Below are 17,890 nucleotides of genomic sequence, written 5' to 3'. Positions count from 1 at the left end.
GCTCACTTCCGGCGGCGCCCACCGGCAGGCGACCGCGGCGGTGGCGGATTGGGGCCCGGCTTGGCCGCGACCGGCTTGGCATCCACCACCATCTGGCCCGGCGGCGTCGCCGGGGTGGGATATTTGCGGTTCATGTAAAGCTGCTGGGCGATCGAAACCAGGTTGTTGATCGTCCAATACAGCTGCAGGCCGGCGGCGAACGGCGCCATGAAGAACATGAACAGCCACGGCATCAGCGCAAAAACCTGCTGCTGCACCGGGTCCATGGTGGCGGGGCTCAATTTCTGCTGCACATACATGGTGACGCCGAGCAGGATCGGCAGCACGCCCAAGGCGATCATCGCCGGCGGCTGCCAGGCGATCAGGCCGAACAGGTTGAGCGGCGTCAACGGATCAGGCGCCGACAGATCGTGCAGCCACAGCACGAACGGCTGGTGACGCATTTCGATGGAAACGAGCAGCGTTTTATACAGCGCGTAGAAGATCGGGATCTGCAACAGGATCGGCAGGCACCCGGCGAGCGGATTGACCTTTTCCGTCTTGTAGATCGCCATCATCTCCTGCTGAAGCTTCAGCTTGTCGTCCTTGTACTTCTCCTGGAGGGCCTTCATTTTCGGGCCGACCAGCCGCATCTTGGCCATGGATTCATATTGCTTGTTGGCAATCGGGAACATGGCGGCGCGCACGATCAACGTCAGGCCGATGATCGCCACACCGAAGTTGCCAGTGAACTTGAACAGCCAATCGAGCAGGTAGAAAATCGGCTTGGCGATCACTTCGAACCAGCCCCAGCTCACCGCCTTGTCGAGGCGCGGGATGCCGGATTCGGTGTAGCGATCGAGCAGATCGACCTCCTTGGCGCCGGCAAACAGCTTGGCCGTGCTGGTGATGCGGCCACCGGCCGGCACATTGATCGCGCCGGCCAGCCAATCGGTCTGATACTGCCCGCCCGCATATTGGAAGGTGGCGGTAATGCGCGCCTTCTGATCCGGCACACTGGCGGCCAGCCAATATTTCTCGGTGAGGCCCAGCCAGCCGCCGGTGGACGGGATGCGCTGCGGGCCATTGTCCTTCAGATCATCAAATTCGATATCCGTGTCTTTCAACGTGCCATCCAGCACGGCGACCGGGCCGACATGGATGTTGGTCTCGGCCTTTTTCGCTTCGCCGCGGCGCGAAACCAGGCCGAAGGGTTGCAGGCTGATCGACTGGCCGGTCGGATTGTCGATGCTCTGTTCAACCGTGAACATGTAATCGCGATCGACGCTGATTTTCTGGCGGAACACCAACCCCTGCACCGTGGTGCTCAGCGTGACCGGCGTGGCCGGTGTCAGCGTGGCGCGATCGGCGGTCCATACCGCGCTGGCCGGCGGCGCGGCACTGCCAACCCACCCGAACTGCGCGAACTGCGCGTCGGCGGTGCCACCCGGCGAGAACAGCCGGGTCGGCGGTGAATTGCCGTCCACCGTCTCGCGATAGCTGGGCAGCACCAGATCATCGAAGCGCGCACCCGTAAGGTTGATCGACCCGGTGAGGCGCGGCGTGACAATGCGCACCCTTGGGCCGGCCGCGAGCGCCGCAGCGCGCGGCACAACGGCGGCAGCGCCGGCAATCGCCGGGGCGCTGCCCGACGCCGCCGGGGCGGCCGCCGGTGCCGCCGGCGCAGTCGCGCTGGTCGGGGCTGGCACCGTATCGGGTGGCAGGAAGCGATCGGCCAGAAAAGTCCAGCCGATCAGCACCAGCGATGAAAGCAGTACGGCCAGCACGATGTTCTTCGTGTCGGGCGATTGATTGTCCTGGGCCAAGGCCTGTCTCTTTGCTGGCAGATTCGGGGATTGGGGCTGCCTATAGCCGGTCATGGCACCGGGTCATAGCCCGATGGTCCCCATGGATGGCAGCGGCCGATGCGGCGGATGGCCAACGCGCTGCCCTTGATGGGGCCATGGCGTTCGATGGCGGTGATGGCATAGGCCGAACAACTGGGGGTGAAGCGGCACGATGGCGGCATAACGGCCGAAAAAGTCGCCTGCCAGATGCGGATCGGCCAGATCAGCAGGCGTTTCACGGGCGCTTGTCGCGTTTTTCGTCCTGGCGGGGCCGGGCGGCTGGTGGCGGCAGATGGGCCTTGCCCAGCGCCTTGGCGAGATCGGCCTGCAACACGGCGAAATCCCGCGTCAGGCCGGTGTCGCGGCCGATCAGCACATGATCGGCGCCGGCATGGCCATGGGCCGGCAGCACCAGCCGGACAATCTCGCGCAGGCGGCGTTTCAGGCGGTTGCGCACCACGCTGTTGCCGACTTTCTTGGTGACCGTGAATCCGGCGCGCATCAGCGCATCGCCATCATCCCGCTGCCGCACCAGCAGCACAAAGCCGGCGGTTGGCACCCGCCGGCCCTGATTCGCGGCCAGGAAATCCCGCCGCAGCCGGATTGTGTCCGGCAGCCGGACACGCTCCGGCGCTTTCATTGGGATCAGGCCGAAAGCTTCTTGCGGCCACGCGCGCGGCGGGCGTGAATCACCTTGCGGCCACCAACAGTGGCCATGCGCGCGCGAAAGCCGTGGCGGCGGGCGCGAACGAGCTTGGACGGTTGATAGGTGCGCTTCATCGGAGCAGTCCTGAAAATAAGGTCATACCCGTGACGGAAGCCCGCCACCGGAAAGAGCGATGCCGATAATGCGGGGCTGCCGCAGAGTCAACCGTGGAAGCCTCTGGACACGGCGCGCGCGCGTGGCAAAGGCACAATCCATGACCATCTCGCCGCTCGCCCTGCCCTTCCCCGATCTGGCGCCGATCGCCGGCGTGCGCATCGGTACCGCCACCGTGCCATACAAGCAATGGACGCGTGATTGCGTGACGCTGGTGGAACTCGCCCCCGGCACTGCGGTGGCGGGCGTTACCACCAACAGCAAATGCCCGTCCCCCGAAGTCGAACTATGCCGCGCGAATCTGCTCGGCGGCCGGGCGCGCGGCCTGATCGTCAACGCCGGCAACAGCAATGCCTTCACCGGCCTTTCGGGCCGCCAGGCCGCGGCGGCGCAGGCAGCGCGGGTGGCCGAACGACTGGGCTGCGCGGCCGATCAGGTGTTCAGCGCCTCCACCGGTGTCATCGGTGTGCCGCTGCCGGTCGATCTGGCGCTGGCCGGGGTGGACCGCGCCCATGAAAATCTTGGCCAGGCGGATTTTCTGGACGCCACCCATGCCATCGGCACCACCGACACCTTCCCCAAGGCCGCCAACGCCGCCGCCATGCTGGGCAGCACCCGGGTGACCATCACCGGCATCGTCAAGGGCAGCGGCATGATCGCGCCCGACATGGCGACGATGCTGGGCTTCCTCTTCACCGATGCCGCCATCGCGCCGCCGCTGTGGCAGGCGATGCTGAGCGCGGCGGTGGCCGACACGTTCAACGCCATCACCGTGGACAGCGACACCTCGACGTCCGACACCGTGCTGGCCTTTGCCACCGGCGCGGCCGGCAATGCCGAACTGGCGACGATGGATGACACTGGCGCCGATGCGCTCGCCGCGGCGCTGGCGGATGTCTGCCGGCAGCTGGCTATATTGGTGGTGCGCGACGGCGAAGGCGCGAGCAAGTTGATCGAAGTGAACGTGACCGGTGCCGTCGATGATGAGTCGGCCAAGCGCGTGGCGATGAGCATCGCCAATTCGCCGCTGGTGAAAACCGCAATCGCCGGCGGCGATGCCAATTGGGGCCGGGTGGTGATGGCGGTCGGCAAGGCCGGCGAGCCCGCCGAACGCGACCTGCTGAGCATCCGCTTCGGCGACACGCTGGTGGCCGATCGCGGCGCGGTGGTGCCAGGCTATGACGAGGCGCCGGTTGCCGCGCATCTGGCTGGCAGCGACATCCGCATCACCGCCGATCTGGGCCTGGGCACGGGCCGTGCGCTTGTGTGGACCTGCGACCTCACCCACGGCTACATCAGCATCAACGCTGATTATCGCAGCTGATCCCCTCTCCATAATGGCACTGGGGGCAGGTGGCCTTGGCGCGCATCATGGCTGCCATGATCCCGATCCTTTATCATTATGATGCTTCCCCCTTTGCCGAACTGGTGCGCGCCGCCTTCGGGGTGAAGGGCCTTGCCTGGGGCAGCGTGAAGGTGCCCAATATCCTGCCCAAGCCCGACCAGACGCGGCTGACAGGCAGCTATGCGCGCACGCCGATGGTGCAGATCGGGGCCGACATTTACTGCGATACCGGCGCGATCCTGCCGGCGCTCGAAGCGCTGGGTGGGCGCTCGCTCTATCCCGCGCCGCTCGGCCCGCTGCATTGCATGATCGCCAGCTGGGCCAATGGCTCGCAGTTTTTCGCGCATGTCGGCGCGGCCATGGGCGCGATGCCGGCCGATGCGATGGGGGACGGCTTCATCAAGGATCGCCAGGCGCGCTTCGGCATGGATCTGGGCGCGCTCGGCAAATCGGCCCCACACCTCACCGGCCAGGCGATGGTGGCCAGCGCGTGGCTGTCCGACACGCTCAGCGATGGCCGGGCGTTCATCGGCGGCAATGCAGCGGGCGCGGGTGATCTGGCGCTCTACAGCAATCTGTGGTTCGTCAAGGCGGTGCCGTTTGCCGCCGATACCGCGGCAGCGATGCTGGCCGGGCCGCATGTTGCCGACTGGTATGCGCGACTGGCCGGCTTCGGCCATGGCGAACGGCAGGAATTGACCGCCGACGCCGCGTTGGCGCACGCTGCTGCCGCACCGCTGCCGGTGTCAGGCGGGGTGGATGCGCCATTCGCCGCCGGGATGCTGGTGGGCGTGAGTCAAGAGGGCACTCGCGATGCGCCGTCCGTGGGCCGCCTGCTGCGCTGCGATGCCGGCGGCATTGTCATCGCGCGCGACGTGGACGGCGCCGGCACTGTGCACGTGCATTTTCCAAGGCTGGGGCAGGTGGTGGTGCCGGCCTGAAACCCTCTCCCCTTGCGGGAGAGGGCGACTCGGCGCAGCCGAGCGGGGTGAGGGGGTGCCCAGCGTGCCAAAACGGGAACACCCCTCACCCCCGGCCGCGCTTAGCGCGTCTCTGGCCCTCTCCCGCAAGGGGAGAGGGAAGTCTCAGCCCAACTGCCCGACCAGCCACGCCTTCAGATCGCTCTTCGGCTTGGCGCCCACCGTTGTCGCCACCGGCTTGCCGTCCTTGAACAGGATCATGGTGGGGATCGACATCACGCCATAGCGGCCCGGCGCGTCGGGATTGTCGTCGATGTTGATCTTGACGATATCCACACCGTCCAGTTCGGCATCCAGTTCTTCCAGCGCCGGGGCGATCATGCGGCAGGGGCCGCACCATTCGGCCCAGAAATCCACCAGCACCGGCTTGCCGGCCTCCAGCACCTGGGCGTTGAAATCGGCATCGGTCACGGCTTTGGTCATCGTCTTGCTCCTTGATCCCGGCGAGAAACGCGCCCTCGCGGGAAACTACTCAGCCCGCCAAGATAGGCGCTGCCGCGTCACCATTCAATGCGGTGTTCGACTGGGCGGCGCTCACCGTGGCCTGCCATGTCGCCAGCACATCGCCGGGCAGTTCGATCAGGCGCGGCCCGGCGGTATAGAGCAGCGCGGCGCGCACGTCATGGCCGGGAAACACCGTCCGCAACGCCGCCGCATAGGCACCCAGCTGCGCGGCATGCGCCGGCGGCACGGCACCGGCATTGGCCGGCACGCGGCTGCCGGTCTTGTACTCCACCGCCAGCACCTGGGTTTCGCTCACCAGCAGCCGATCGATGCTGCCGGCGATCACCTGCCCGCCGATCACCGCCGCCACTGGCGCCTCCGTCAACGCGCCCCCACCCGCTTCTCTGGCTGCAAACACCGCGGCAAAACCCGGATCATCCAGCACGCGCAGCACGGTGCCGACCAGATCATCGGCATCCAGATCAGGCACATTCAACGCGCACCATTGCCGCGCCACATCGGCCCGCCGCCCTGCCGGCAGATCGGGCATTAGCTCGAACAATTTGTGCAGCGCCGTGCCGCGCCGCGCCGCCGCGCGCCGATCGGGGGAGGGCGGCGGATCGGCGACCGGATCCGGGCCAAGCGCGGAGGGGCTGAGCGGCCGCGGCGGCCGCGCCTCCGGCGGTGCGGGCTCGCGCCACCAATTGCCCAACGGCAACACGCCGGCCGCCGGGGTGATCGCAGGAGTCGCCAACGTAGCCGGCGTGCCACCGCGCAAATGGCGCACCGGCTGCGGCCAAGCGGCATGATCTTCGGCCACCAGCCCGGCATCCGCCAACGCGCCTTCCACCGCCGCATACCAACTATCGGGATGCACCTCCCAGTCCTTGGTCGGCTTGGTCGCGCCGCCGATGCACAATATCTCCTCGGCGCGGGTCAGCGCGACATAGAGCAGCCGGCGATCCTCGGCGTCGCCATCCTGCTTGCGCCGCGCCTGCGCTTGCGCAATCCGTTCCGGCGGCACCACCAGGCCGGGCGGCAGCCAGAGCGGCAGATTGGCGCCATCGCCGTCCAGCGGCAGCGTCACCACGCCGCTCCTCGTCTGTGGCGGCGCGCAGGCATCGGCGAGGATGACGATCGGCGCCTGCAAGCCCTTGGCACCGTGCACGGTCATCAGCCGCACCGCATCCAGCGCGGCTTCGGGGTCGCGTTTCACTTCCAGATCCTCGGCGGCCATCCAGGCCAGAAACGCTTGGCAACTGGCCGCGCCGGCGGCTTCGCAGGCCAGCGCCTGATCGAGCACCGTATCGATGGCGTCGCGCGCCTCCTCCCCCAGCCGGGCCAGCAGCCGCGCCCGGCCCTGCAAGGGGCCAGAGAGCAGGCTTTCCAGGAACTGATAGGGGGACACGTTCGCGCCCAGCCGCAGCACCCGGCCCAGCCAGTCGCGCGCCGCCATCACATCCGGCGCCTCGCTGGCCTGCACCGCCGCCCACAGGCTGCCGGTGCGCCCCGCCGCCAGATCGGTGAGCTGCGCGTGGCTCAGCCCGACCAGCGGTGACACCAGCAGCGCCGCCAGCGTCAGATCATCGCCGGGTTGGCAGACGAACTGCACCAGCGCCACCAGATCGGCGACGGCCAGCGGCTCCGACAGATTGAGCCGATCGACTCCGGCCACCGCCACGCCGTGTTCATGCAGCGCACCGACCAGCGCGCTCATCAACCGCCCGCGCCGCCGCACCAATATCATCACATCCTGCGGTGCCGCGCGCCGCCCGCTGCCGGGCAGCACCAGCGGCTTCGGCCCGGTCAGCCAATCGGCGATGGTCGCCGCAATGCGCCGCGCCAGATCGATCTCGCTGGCGAGCCCCGCCGTGCCCGGTTCGCCCTCCTCATCATCCTCGGCCACATCGGGCAGCAACGCGGGCAGCAGGGGCGGCCACAAGCTCACCACACCAGCCTTGGCCTGGAACGCGGTGTGGGCCGGCACAGCTTGGCCACCGAACGGCTCCGCGCCGATATCGGCAATCACCCGGTCCACCACATCCAGGATCACATCGGCAGAGCGGAAATTGCGCGACAGCGGCACTTCCATCCAGCGCTCCGGCTCCGCCTCGCACAATTGGAAGAACGTCTCGCGACGGTCGGCATAGACCAAAGGATCGGCACCCTGGAAGCTGAAGATCGATTGCTTGAAATCACCAACCACAAACAGGCTGCGGAACTGCTCGCGCTGGCCGCGCCCGGCGAAAAACTCCTCCACCAGCGCAGCGATCACCTCCCACTGCGCCAGATTGGTGTCCTGTGCTTCATCGACCAGCACATGATCGATGCGGCTGTCGAGCTTGAAGCGCACCCATTGCGCCGCCCCCGGCGCCGCCAGCAGGCGCACGGCCGCGGCGATCATGTCGGCATAGTCGATCACCCCGGCGCGCGCCTTGGCGCTGCGCCAATCCTGCGCCAGCGTGATGGCGAGGCGCAGGTGCCGGCCGGCGACCGCCAGGATCTGCCAACGCTCCTGATCGGCGCGGATGGTCAACAATTGATCCTGCACAGCGGCGCAGAATGGCTTCCAGTCGGGATTGGCGGTGTCGAGCGCCTTGGGAATCATGCTGAGCGCGCGCGGCGTGCCGGCCTGGGTGAAGAAACAGTCCCACAGCGCCGGCCAGCATTTCTGCGGATTGGCCATGCCCAGCGCAGCCGCCAATTTGTCGGCGAGCTTGAGGGCGTTGACGCCGCTCTGCTGGCCGAGCGCCATGCCGAGCGACCGCAGGCGGGCGAGCGGCAACGTCGCCAGCGCGGCGGCCAGCGCGTCTTCGGCGCTGCCGCCATCGGCCGGCAGGCCCAGGAACCGCCGCAGCAGCGGATCGACGCCTTCAATGCGCAGCGGCACCAGCGCTTCCTCGTGCGCAGCGGCCGCTGCCATCAGCTCGTGCAATCGGCCCTCGCCGCCATCCAGCGCCACGTCTTCCAGATCGGCGCGCAGCTGCGGATGGCGCGTCATTGCGCCGATCAGCGCTTCGTTCAGTACGCGGGTGCGCAGCAGGATGCCGGCGCGATCGTCCAGCGTCTGGAACCCGGGGCTGATCTCGGCCTCCACCGGAAAGGCCGCGATCAGGCCTTGCGCAAAGCTGTGGATGGTCTGGATGGCCAGCCCCGCCGGCGTTTCCAGAACGGCGGCAAACAGCGTGCGCGCCAGCCCCAGTGTATCGGTATCGGGCGTGCCCCCGATCGCCAAAACATCGCTGGCCAGCGCCGCATCGCTGCACCCGGCCCAATACGCCAGCCGCGCCATCACGCGGTTCTGCATTTCCGCCGCCGCCAGCTTGGTGAAGGTCAGGCACAAGATCGCTTCGGGCCGCGACCCCGCCAGCAACAGGCGCAGCACGCGCGCGGTGAGCACCTGCGTCTTGCCGGTGCCGGCCGATGCCGCCACCCAGGCGTGCACATCCGGATTGGCGGCCTGCGCCTGTTCGGGCAGCAGCGCGGCGAGCGGTTTGACGGCGGCGCTCATGCCGTCACGACCGGGTTGTTTCGGGGCCGGCTGATCCATTCCGGCACCCGCGCCAGATGATCATAATCGCCCCACGCCCATTCGGGGCGCAACTTGGGCTCGAACGGGTTCTCGTTCAGCAGATAGTGCGCGGCAAGCGCCCCGGCGCGGGCCACGGCGGCGTCCACATGCTCGGTCGCATCAATCGGCTCGCGGCCTTCCAGTGGCGCGTGAATGGTGCCGGCGGCCTTGCGCGCGCCTTGCAGCTGCCAATATTCGATGGTCGCGGGCACGCCGCCGGGCAGCGCCTGTCCATCCTTGATCAGCACGCCGGCCACGGCCATCGCCAGCCCCAGCGCCAGTTGATTGGCATCCAGCGCCCGCACCCGCGCCTTGGTGGGGGGCGGGCCGGTCTTGTAATCAATCACCATGATCTCGCCGGCTTCGCTGCGATCGACCCGGTCGATCTTGCCGGTCAGCTCGATGCCGCCGGGCAGTTCCAGACGGCCCTTGGCTTCGGCCACAAAGCTTGTGCCCAATTGTTCGCGCTTGAGAATCTCCACCCCCGCCCAGTGCAGGGCCACGCGCATGCGTGGCACCCAGGCTGCGGCCAGCAGCGGGAAATGCGCCGCCTCGCGTTCCAGTTCGGCAGCGATGATCCGGTCGAGCTGATCGAGCGTGCCGTGGCCGGCATCGATCCAGCGTTCGAGCACGGTATGCACCAGCGTGCCGCGCATCGCCGCCGTCGGATCCTGATCCAGCGGATCAAGGGCGCGCAGCTTCAATATATGCTTGGCGTGAAAGGCGAAGGGATCGGCGATCAGCGTGTCGATCTCGGTGATCGACAGCTTGCGCGGCCGCAGCCAGAGCGGCGGGTTCGGCCGGGGCGGTGGCTGCGGGCGCGGCGCGGCGGCGCCATCGAGCGCGCGGGCCAGCGCCACCAGATCATTGCGGCGGTGCAGGCGCTGCCCGTCCCGCGACCCGTGCGCCAGCAGCCGCAGCCACAGCCGCGATGGCAGGCGCGGCCCCCCGGCATCGCGGCGGGCACGGGTGATCAGCACGCGCGGCGCGGCGGCCGCGCGCAGGAAATCCTGCGCCGCCAGGCCCTGCGCCCGTGCCGTACCGGGCAGGCCAAGCCGGGCGCGGATCACCGGCGCCAGCCAGGGATCGGGCGCCGGCTGGCCGGGCCAGCTGCCTTCGTTCAGGCCGGCCAGGATCACCACGTCGGTGCGGGTCAGCTGCGCCTCCACCGGGCCCAATATGCTGAGGCGCGGATGGCCCTGGCCGGGCACGCGCACATTGCTGCCCAGCATCAGCGCGCCGAGCAGCGCCGGGGCTTCATCGGGCGTGAACGCGCCGAACAGCGCGCCATGCGCTTCCACCGCCGCCACCAGCGTGGCCAGTTGCCGGCCATCGGGGCCGGACCAGCCATCATCGCCAGCCAGCGCGGTGATGGCCTGGCGCAGCGCCGCCATCAGGCCGGCGAGATCGGCCGTTCCCGCCTCCCGAAGCGCCTCCAGCGGCGCGAGGGCCGCCGCCACATCATCCCACCAAGCCGCCATCGCCGCCGCATCGCCGCGGGTTTCGTCCACGGCGTTGAGGATCGCTTCGCCGGCCGCTTCCAGCCCCGGCGGCGGCCGCACACCGCGCAACGCGAGATCGGCGATCAGCACCGCCGCGGCAAAGCCGCGATCCCCGCGCCGGATCAGGCTGTGTTTCAGCACGGCGAGCAGCCGGGTGGGCGCGAAGGCCTCGGCCATCGCCGCGACCAGATCCTGCGCCAGCGCGCCGGGCGGCATCAGGCCGATCGGTGTGCCGGCGGAACTGTCGATGGCGATGCCCCAGCGCTGGCAGTGGGCGGCAACGCGCCGGGCCAGATCGGGATCGGGGGTGATCAGCGCAGCGCGCATGCCCGGCTGTTCCACCGCTTCGCGCAGCGCCAGCGCCACCACTTGTGCTTCCTCGGCGGCGGTCGCGCACTCGGCGAGCGCCACATGATCAAACACATGGGCGTCCGGCACCGGCTGCGCATGGGCGGCCACAGCCGGCGCCAGCGCCGCCACCAGCGCCGAAGCGCGGTCCGGTGGGCCATCCAGCGCACCGCCGCTGTGCGCCCAGCTTTGCACATCGGCCCGCGTCAGCCCCAGCCCGGTTAGCAGCGCCTTCAAGGCCCATTGCGGGTGGCCGGGATCGCCGCGCTGGCCCGTTTCCGCATCGGCCATGCGGATGCCATCCCAACGCGCCTGCCCGGCCGCGCCGGCATCATCATCCAGGCCGGGCAGCACCACCAGTCCCTGCGGCAGGCGCAGCACCGCGCCGAGCAGGCGCAGGATCGCCGGAGTCGGGTTGGCAATGCCGGCGGCCACGACCAGCCCCGAAGGCGCAGTCATGCTCCAGCGCGCGATCAGCGCATCGATCAACTGGCTCAGCCGTGTGGCGCCTTCGATGCCGCCATGGCCGGCGCGCGCCTGTGGCCACACCGCAATCACCAGTTCCAGAAACGCCAGCGTCTTCTGCCAATGATCGGCAAGATCCTGGCCGTCGGCGGCATCGCGCAGCGCTTCGGGATCAATCTCCTCGGCGAGCAGCGCATCGAGCACCTCGCCCAATGCATCGCCCAGCCGCAGCCGTTCCACCGCCGCCCGGTCACCGGGCAGCCTGGCCGCCAGCCGCGCCAGTTCGAAACGGCGCAGCAAGGGCGGCACCGCCGGCTGGATCGGCGCGTCCCCGGCCGCCAGCCGATCAAAGCCGACATCATCCAGATCGCCCACCGGCACCAGCCGCGGCAACAACAGCCCACCTGGCCCCAGTTGCCGCACGAAGGCCTCGGTCACCGCCGTCACCGCGCGCCGGTTGGGCAGCAGCACCAGCGACCTGGCCAGCAGCAACGGATCAGCCGCCGTGCGCGCCAACAGCCCCGCCGCCAGCGCATCGGCAAAGGCGACATGCAGCGGGATGTTGAACAACGGCAGCAGACGGGACGGCAGATCAGTCACACTGGCAGCATAGCCGGGAGGCGGCGCTGCACCAGCCCCCATGCCATATAGTGGGCCGTGAATTATGCGGGAAAGCTCATGCGGCGCGCTGGTAGCGCGCCCGCACCCTTTGTTCGGTGCGCAAACTGTCGGCCGCCATCGCCAGCATCGCCTGATACGTGTCTGGCGCGATAGCCAGAAAGCTGCGACGCCCATCGCGCTGGCAAGGGCGGCGCACGATCAGCCCTTCGCGTGTCATGCTGTTGATCCAGCGCAGCGCCGTGGTGCTGGGCACATCGGCCGCGATGCACAGGCTGGTGACCGAGGTTTCACGCCGCCAATACTGCGCCACCGCCAGATCGAGCAAAATGTCCCACGCCGGTTCCCCCAGCGACAGCGCCGGCAGGTGCCGCGCCCGCAGACGCCGGATGCGGAACTGGCTTTCCAGAAAGGCGACGCAATCGCCTTCGGCCACATCGATGGTTTCGGCCGGCACGGCCGTCCCTTGCCCGACCAGACGATCGGCCAGCGCCGCCAGCCCCTGCGCCATGTCGGCCACCTGGCGTGCAATTGTCATGGCCTGTTCCGATCCGCCTGGATCGGCGCCGAACTGCCCTGATCGCATCTGGCCGGCCAGCGCCTGCAGTGCCAGCAGATCGAGCCCGGCCCGGCCGACCCCAATGGCTTCGACGCCGGTTCGATTCGGGGCGCTGCCATCCAAATCATGCCCGTCTGTCTTTCGCAAGATGTTGATCCGGCCGTCATCCGGCGGGCGAGCCGACGCAATCTGCACGCGCGGGACCTGCCCTGCCGGCGCGAAATCACCTGAACCAAAGCCTTGGGAAAAGCCTGCATCCTGCCCGGCATCCATCATCATCACTGCGCCCCCGCGCTCACGGCCAATCGGCAGAAATTTGTAACAGTTGCTCAAGTTGCTGAATGCAGGGAGGCTGCTCCAATATGGACAGTCCTTGGCGGGAAATAAGTTCATTCAGGTTTTTGTTGGGTGACCAGACAGCGATCGGCGACAGCGGCGCGCCTGCGTCGGCCGGCAGCATGGCCAGGCACAGATCGGCCGGCGGCAACATGGCCGGGCCCGGTGGGGCTTCGCAAACGGCCCAACCCAGGATGTCGGCAATCATCACCACCGGTTCGGCCAGGGCCGGCGGCAAACCGAACAGCGCCAGCCGCAACGGCAGCTGTGGCGCGACGCCGGCCTGTCCAGCCGGGTTCGGGCCAGCACAGGCCATAGCCCGATCCGGGTCCCGGTCAGACGCACGGTCTGGATGCGCAAATTCAGGCTGCATTGCAGTCACAGCGGCTCCTGCCACGACGGCCCGGCGCCGCCCGGCCATGGCAACGGCCGGGTGCAAGCTTGGTTGTGCAACCAAAATGGTTAGCCAGCAAAAACCATCAGCTGTTCCAGCGCCGGCAGCGAGACCGGCATCACCAACCGATCAAGGCCAGCCGCTGCCATCTGCGCCATCACCTGCCGGTCATCACAGGCAACCCTGATGATATTGCCAGCGGCCCGCATCGACAGGCGTGCCGACTGCGCCCCGGCAACCACCCCTTGGTCGCCAATCACGACCGACCAGCCCATGATCTGGAACATCAGGCTGATCTTTTCAGCCTCCTCGATCGGGATTTCGGCCAAGCATAGCTGCCAACCACCACACACGTCCCTTTCCGACGGTGCAATTCCTTGTCTGAGCACGTTGCAACCCCTTGTTGACCCGCCCTCAGGATTAACCAACTGCTAACCAATCGCAAGGCCAACAAGCTCCAAACCGGACGCAAAGCCGCCATCTCGACACCCGCCCGCAGCCATGCTTGGATGGAGAGCAACAAACACCAAAGGGGAAGATTCGCGATGTTCAGCCATATCATGGTCGGTGCCAACGATACCGCCGCATCCAAGGCCTTTTACGATGCCACGCTGGGCGTCACCGGTGTCGCGCCGGGCTTTGCCGACGACAAGGGCCGGGTGTTCTGGATGACGCCCACCGGAATCTTCGCCATCACCCCGCCGATCGACGGCAATCCGGCGTGCAATGGCAATGGCAGCACCATCGGCTTTGCCATGGCCAGCCCGGAACAGGCCGATGCCTGGCACGCCGCCGGTCTGGCCAATGGCGGCACCGCCTGTGAAGACCCGCCCGGCGTGCGCGCCGGCGGCATGGGGCCGTTGTATCTGGCTTACTTGCGTGATCCGGCCGGCAACAAATTGTGCGCCCTGCACCGGATGCCCGCCTGATGCGTGCGCTGGCCCTGCTGGCGGCGCTGGCGCTCGCCGGCCCAACTGCTGCCCAACTGGTGAAGGACAAGCCGGTGCTGACGCTGGCGGGGGCGAAGATCGTCACCGAAGCCGCACAGGCCGAAGCCGAAAAGCGTGGCGTGAAGGTGACGATCGTGGTCGTTGATTTCGCTGGCGTGCCGATCGCGCTGCGCCGCATGGATGATGCCTCAATGGCCGGGCCGGAGATTGCCAGCGGCAAGGCGCAGACGGCGGCTCGGCTCAACAATCCGACGGCACTGTTCGAACAGCGGCTGCAAAAGGAAGGTCAGTTACGCTATCTGACCTTCCCCGGCGCGGTGGTCGCGTCCGAAGGCGGCATCCCCATCAAGCTGGGCGGCAAGACCATCGGCGCCGTCGGCGTATCGGGCGGCACATCCCAGGAAGACGGGCTGATTGCGACAGCGGGAATCACGGCACTCGAACAGCAACTCGCTGCCGGAAAATAGGCTGACGAAAAGGGCCGGGACAGCGCCTCTTGCCGCTGCCCCCGCTGCCGCGCTATTGGGGCTGCGGGCCGGCACAGGCCAAAGACTCAGGAGAGACTGTCATACCACCGCCACCACGCCGTTTCATGAACACGCCCGCGCCGATTTCCGGGCCGCTTTATGATGAATTCATCCGGGCGCCCAAGGTCAGGGTCATCGATCAGGACGGTGAGAATCTCGGCGTTCTCTACACGCGCGAGGCTATGGCCATGGCGCAGGAAGCCGGGCTGAACCTGGTTGAGGTCTCGCCTGGGGCAGATCCGCCGGTGTGCAAAATTCTCGATGTCGGCAAATTCAAGTACGAGGCGCAGAAAAAGGCCGCCATCGCACGCAAGAACCAGAAGACGCAGGAGATCAAGGAGATCAAGATGCGTCCCAACATCGACGAGCATGATTATCAGACCAAGATGAAGGCCATCCATCGCTTCCTGGAAGAAGGCGACAAGGTGAAGCTCACCTTGCGTTTCCGCGGCCGCGAATTGAGCCATGGCGAGCTTGGCCTGAAGCTGCTGGAACGCGTGCGCGACGACACGACAGAACTGGCCAAGGTGGAGCAACTGCCCCGCCTGGAAGGCCGCCAGATGCTGATGGTCATCGCGCCGCGCTGATCCGCATGTCCTTCGCTGCAGCCGCCCTTTCCGGCCCCAAGCCGGACCAGTATCGTGACCTGAGCCGGCAACTCGCCGCGCTGATCAGCGATGAGCGGGATTTTGTCGCCAACATGGCCAATATGGCGGCGCTGATCTTCCATCAGTTGCCTGATCTCAACTGGGCGGGTTTCTATCTGATGCGGGGCGGCGAGCTGGTGCTGGGGCCGTTCCAGGGCAAGCCGGCCTGCATCCGCATTCCGCTGGGCCGCGGTGTGTGCGGCACGGCGGCGGCCCTCCAAGAAACCCAGGTCGTGCCCGACGTCCACGCCTTCCCCGGCCATATCGCCTGCGATGCCGACAGCCGATCCGAAATCGTGGTGCCGCTGGTCGTCGGTGGGACGGTGATCGGCGTGCTCGATCTCGACAGCCCAAGGCCCGGTCGCTTCGATGAAGACGACCGGGCCGGGCTGGAAACGGCGGTCAGGCTGCTGATCGCCGCCAGTGCCCTGAGCTGACCACCACGCACTGGCCAAGGGGGCCAGCCAGAGTGCGTCGGCCGGTTTATCGGCGGATAGTGGCGACAACCTCCCGGCGAACACCCGATTCGGCCTGCTCAAGTCCCTTCAGCGCGCGCTTGCGCTCTTCGTCCGACAACCATTTCGCGTCGGCAATCGCCTTGCGGGCGGTGGCCATGGCCTCGCGCACTTCCTTCTGGATATCGCGACCACACACCGCCAGCGCGCCGACATCGGCCTCGGCCGGCATTGTGATGCCCTGCCTGGCGCAATCGGCGCGCAGCTCGCTCCGCATATTCGCCATTGCGGCTTCGGCACGCTTGCCGGCTTCGGCCGCGTGCGCACTGGCGGCCTCGGCGTGCCGGCGCACAATCACCATGCGGCGGCCATGATCGGCCTGGGTTTCGTGGGCGGCATCGGCAAGTTCGGCTTCCAGCGCGGCAACATCCAGGTCGTGCGCATCTGCCATGGCGCCGGGGCCGTCCTTCACGATCACCTGCACGATCTGATCCTTGCCGTCCTTGCCGGCACCCTTGTGCTTGAAAACCATCACCTTGCCGGCAGGAGGCGGCGCCGGGGCGGCGGGCGGCATCGGCAGTTCACTGGCGCGCGGCGGGACCGGCAGTTCGGCTGCAGTTGGCGGGGCCGGTGGGGCCGGTGGTGCGGGCGGGGCCGGCTGATCCCCCGATGCCGTGGCCGCCAGCGCCACGCCGGCCAACCCGGCCAACAACAGGCCGCCCACAGCGCGCGACAGCAAACCGATAGGGCGATCCTTCATCATGGCAATGCGTTCCTTCAATTGGGATTTGTGGTTCATGGCGCACGCCGCCACAGGTGTGGCCACGCAGGCGGATTTCAGCACGGCCTGGCCATAGGTGGCCCGCGTGTCGCCATCGCTGCCGGCCAGCACCGTGGCATCGCAGGCCAGTTCCTGATCGGCGCGAAACGCCCGCCAGGCCATGTGCGCCAGCGGATTCCACCAATGCGCCGCCAGCATAAGCAGCCCGGCCAGATTGGCCAGCAGATCGCCGCGATCATGGTGGGCGCCTTCGTGCAGCAAGGTCATGCGGCGTTCGGCAGCGCTGTAGCGGGCCAGGAAATCCGCCGGCAGCAGGATGCGCCGCCGCCAGATGCCCGCCGCCATCGGGCCGGGCACATGGGTGGACATGATCACCTCCACACCGCCAGCCGTCGTCAGCGGCGTGCCTTCCCGCACCGCCTGGCCAACAAAGCGCAAGTGTCGCGTCCATTGCGTCGCCAGCCATACCGCGGCACCCACTGCCCACAGGATCAGCAGCAACGTCGGCCAATCGGACACAAGCCCCAGCACCGAACCATTGTCAGCGGCCGGCAACGGCTGCGTATATAGCGCCGCATCGGCCCCCGGCATGATCGCGACCGCATAACCGCCATCCGGCCGCGCCGCGGCCACTGGCTCATACAGGGATTGCCAGCCCGGCAGCGGCGGCAGGATCATGCGCAGCAGCGGCAGCGCCCACAACGCATAGGCGAACTGCGGCCCCCACAGGCGCGCGACCGGGCGGCGCAGGATGAGCACCAGCAGCATCAACAGGCTGCTGCCGATCAGGGATTCCACCAGCCAGTCGGTCATTGCTTCAACTCCCGGATCAGGGCTTCGAGTTCGGCGATGTCAGCGCGCGAAAGCTCGCCGCGCTCGGCGAGATGCGCCACCAGCGGCGTCGCCCGGCCACCGAACAGCCGATCGACCAGCCGCCGCGATTCCCCCGCCGCAATGTCGCCGCGCGCCACCGCCGGCGCATAAAGGAACCGCCGGCCATCTTCCGTGGTGGACACCGCGCCCTTTGCGGCCAGCCGCGACAGCAAGGTCTTCACCGTTGCCAGCGTCCAGCCCATGCCGGCCAGTTCCACCGCCGCTGCCTGCGCGGTGAGCGGGCTGTTGGCCCACAGCACCTCCATCACCTGCCATTCGGCTTCACTGATCCGTTCGGTCATCATGTCCGCCTTGCGAGTCGATTACATCTGTCATCGCAATATCGTTTACACCTGTAATCGTCAAGCGCCGTGTTGCATGGCCCATACAGGCCGACCCTGGCACGTGACCGGTTGACCGCCGCCCACCACCATGGCAATGCCCACCCA

18 protein-coding genes are annotated in these 17,890 nt (G+C 67.8%); 6 read left to right on the top strand and 12 right to left on the bottom strand.

Going from position 1 to position 17,890, the window contains the following annotated elements; translation table 11 throughout:
* Positions 1-2: 2 nt before the first annotated feature.
* From yidC to rpmH, 4 genes are read right to left on the bottom strand one after another with little or no spacing between them, the layout of a single operon-like run.
* Entirely contained in the window at positions 3-1,805 is a 1,803-nt protein-coding gene (gene yidC, locus AC6UUM_RS04760; protein ID WP_500804191.1) for a membrane protein insertase YidC, read from the bottom strand.
* Positions 1,806-1,855: 50 nt separating this feature from the next.
* Positions 1,856-2,065, bottom strand: a complete 210-nt coding sequence (yidD, locus tag AC6UUM_RS04755; RefSeq protein WP_353200261.1) for a membrane protein insertion efficiency factor YidD — start codon at positions 2,063-2,065, stop codon at positions 1,856-1,858.
* A complete protein-coding gene (gene rnpA / locus AC6UUM_RS04750; RefSeq protein ID WP_500804190.1) occupies positions 2,062-2,466 on the bottom strand; it encodes a ribonuclease P protein component in 405 nt (134 codons plus the stop codon). The genes yidD and rnpA overlap by 4 nt, the downstream gene beginning before the upstream one ends.
* A gap of 5 nt (positions 2,467-2,471) precedes the next feature.
* On the bottom strand, positions 2,472-2,606 hold the full coding sequence (rpmH, locus tag AC6UUM_RS04745; RefSeq protein ID WP_310475467.1) for a 50S ribosomal protein L34: 135 nt from the start codon (positions 2,604-2,606) through the stop codon (positions 2,472-2,474).
* A gap of 140 nt (positions 2,607-2,746) precedes the next feature.
* On the opposite strand from rpmH, the gene argJ reads away from it, so the two are divergent.
* Together argJ and AC6UUM_RS04735 are read left to right on the top strand one after the other, a co-directional pair.
* The gene (argJ, locus tag AC6UUM_RS04740) at positions 2,747-3,970 is read left to right on the top strand and encodes a bifunctional glutamate N-acetyltransferase/amino-acid acetyltransferase ArgJ (RefSeq protein WP_500804188.1); all 1,224 of its coding nucleotides are present in this window, start codon (positions 2,747-2,749) and stop codon (positions 3,968-3,970) included.
* A 47-nt stretch (positions 3,971-4,017) separates the two neighbouring features.
* Positions 4,018-4,932, top strand: a complete 915-nt coding sequence (locus AC6UUM_RS04735) for a glutathione S-transferase N-terminal domain-containing protein (protein WP_500804187.1) — start codon at positions 4,018-4,020, stop codon at positions 4,930-4,932.
* A gap of 144 nt (positions 4,933-5,076) precedes the next feature.
* Here AC6UUM_RS04735 and trxA read toward each other — a convergent pair whose 3' ends face one another.
* From trxA to AC6UUM_RS04705, 6 genes are all read right to left on the bottom strand, one after another.
* On the bottom strand, positions 5,077-5,394 hold the full coding sequence (gene trxA / locus AC6UUM_RS04730; protein ID WP_500804186.1) for a thioredoxin: 318 nt from the start codon (positions 5,392-5,394) through the stop codon (positions 5,077-5,079).
* 49 nt (positions 5,395-5,443) lie between these two features.
* The gene (gene addA / locus AC6UUM_RS04725; protein ID WP_500804185.1) at positions 5,444-8,965 is read right to left on the bottom strand and encodes a double-strand break repair helicase AddA; all 3,522 of its coding nucleotides are present in this window, start codon (positions 8,963-8,965) and stop codon (positions 5,444-5,446) included.
* The gene (gene addB, locus AC6UUM_RS04720; protein ID WP_500804184.1) at positions 8,923-11,943 is read right to left on the bottom strand and encodes a double-strand break repair protein AddB; all 3,021 of its coding nucleotides are present in this window, start codon (positions 11,941-11,943) and stop codon (positions 8,923-8,925) included. The genes addA and addB overlap by 43 nt, the downstream gene beginning before the upstream one ends.
* Positions 11,944-11,977: 34 nt before the next feature.
* Positions 11,978-12,757, bottom strand: a complete 780-nt coding sequence (locus tag AC6UUM_RS04715) for a winged helix DNA-binding protein (protein WP_500804183.1) — start codon at positions 12,755-12,757, stop codon at positions 11,978-11,980.
* A 16-nt stretch (positions 12,758-12,773) separates the two neighbouring features.
* Positions 12,774-13,130: a hypothetical protein gene (locus tag AC6UUM_RS04710; RefSeq protein WP_500804182.1), complete on the bottom strand. Its 357-nt coding sequence runs from the start codon at positions 13,128-13,130 to the stop codon at positions 12,774-12,776.
* 146 nt (positions 13,131-13,276) lie between these two features.
* Positions 13,277-13,537, bottom strand: coding sequence for a hypothetical protein (locus tag AC6UUM_RS04705; RefSeq protein ID WP_500804181.1), 261 nt, complete (start codon positions 13,535-13,537; stop codon positions 13,277-13,279).
* Between the two features lie 216 nt (positions 13,538-13,753).
* Here AC6UUM_RS04705 and AC6UUM_RS04700 point away from each other — a divergent pair, with 216 nt between their 5' ends.
* The 4 genes from AC6UUM_RS04700 (at position 13,754) to AC6UUM_RS04685 (ending at position 15,769) form a co-directional block, all read left to right on the top strand.
* Positions 13,754-14,137, top strand: coding sequence for a VOC family protein (locus tag AC6UUM_RS04700; RefSeq protein WP_500804180.1), 384 nt, complete (start codon positions 13,754-13,756; stop codon positions 14,135-14,137).
* Positions 14,137-14,625, top strand: coding sequence for a GlcG/HbpS family heme-binding protein (locus AC6UUM_RS04695; protein WP_500804179.1), 489 nt, complete (start codon positions 14,137-14,139; stop codon positions 14,623-14,625). The genes AC6UUM_RS04700 and AC6UUM_RS04695 overlap by 1 nt, the downstream gene beginning before the upstream one ends.
* 125 nt (positions 14,626-14,750) lie before the next feature.
* Positions 14,751-15,272: a translation initiation factor IF-3 gene (infC, locus tag AC6UUM_RS04690; protein WP_500804178.1), complete on the top strand. Its 522-nt coding sequence runs from the start codon at positions 14,751-14,753 to the stop codon at positions 15,270-15,272.
* A 5-nt stretch (positions 15,273-15,277) separates the two neighbouring features.
* Positions 15,278-15,769, top strand: coding sequence for a GAF domain-containing protein (locus AC6UUM_RS04685; protein ID WP_500804177.1), 492 nt, complete (start codon positions 15,278-15,280; stop codon positions 15,767-15,769).
* Between the two features lie 46 nt (positions 15,770-15,815).
* Here AC6UUM_RS04685 and AC6UUM_RS04680 read toward each other — a convergent pair whose 3' ends face one another.
* Together AC6UUM_RS04680 and AC6UUM_RS04675 are read right to left on the bottom strand one after the other, a co-directional pair.
* Positions 15,816-17,381 (bottom strand): M56 family metallopeptidase, encoded by a 1,566-nt coding sequence (locus AC6UUM_RS04680; protein WP_500804176.1) that lies wholly within the window; start codon positions 17,379-17,381, stop codon positions 15,816-15,818.
* The gene (locus AC6UUM_RS04675; protein WP_500804910.1) at positions 17,378-17,743 is read right to left on the bottom strand and encodes a BlaI/MecI/CopY family transcriptional regulator; all 366 of its coding nucleotides are present in this window, start codon (positions 17,741-17,743) and stop codon (positions 17,378-17,380) included. Before AC6UUM_RS04675 ends, AC6UUM_RS04680 begins: the two co-directional genes overlap by 4 nt.
* Positions 17,744-17,890: the final 147 nt, after the last annotated feature.

The sequence above is a fragment of the Sandarakinorhabdus sp. genome, assembly GCF_987265915.1.
The sequence above is the reverse complement of the archived record's forward strand: the minus strand, read 5'-3'. Positions and strand labels throughout refer to the sequence as shown.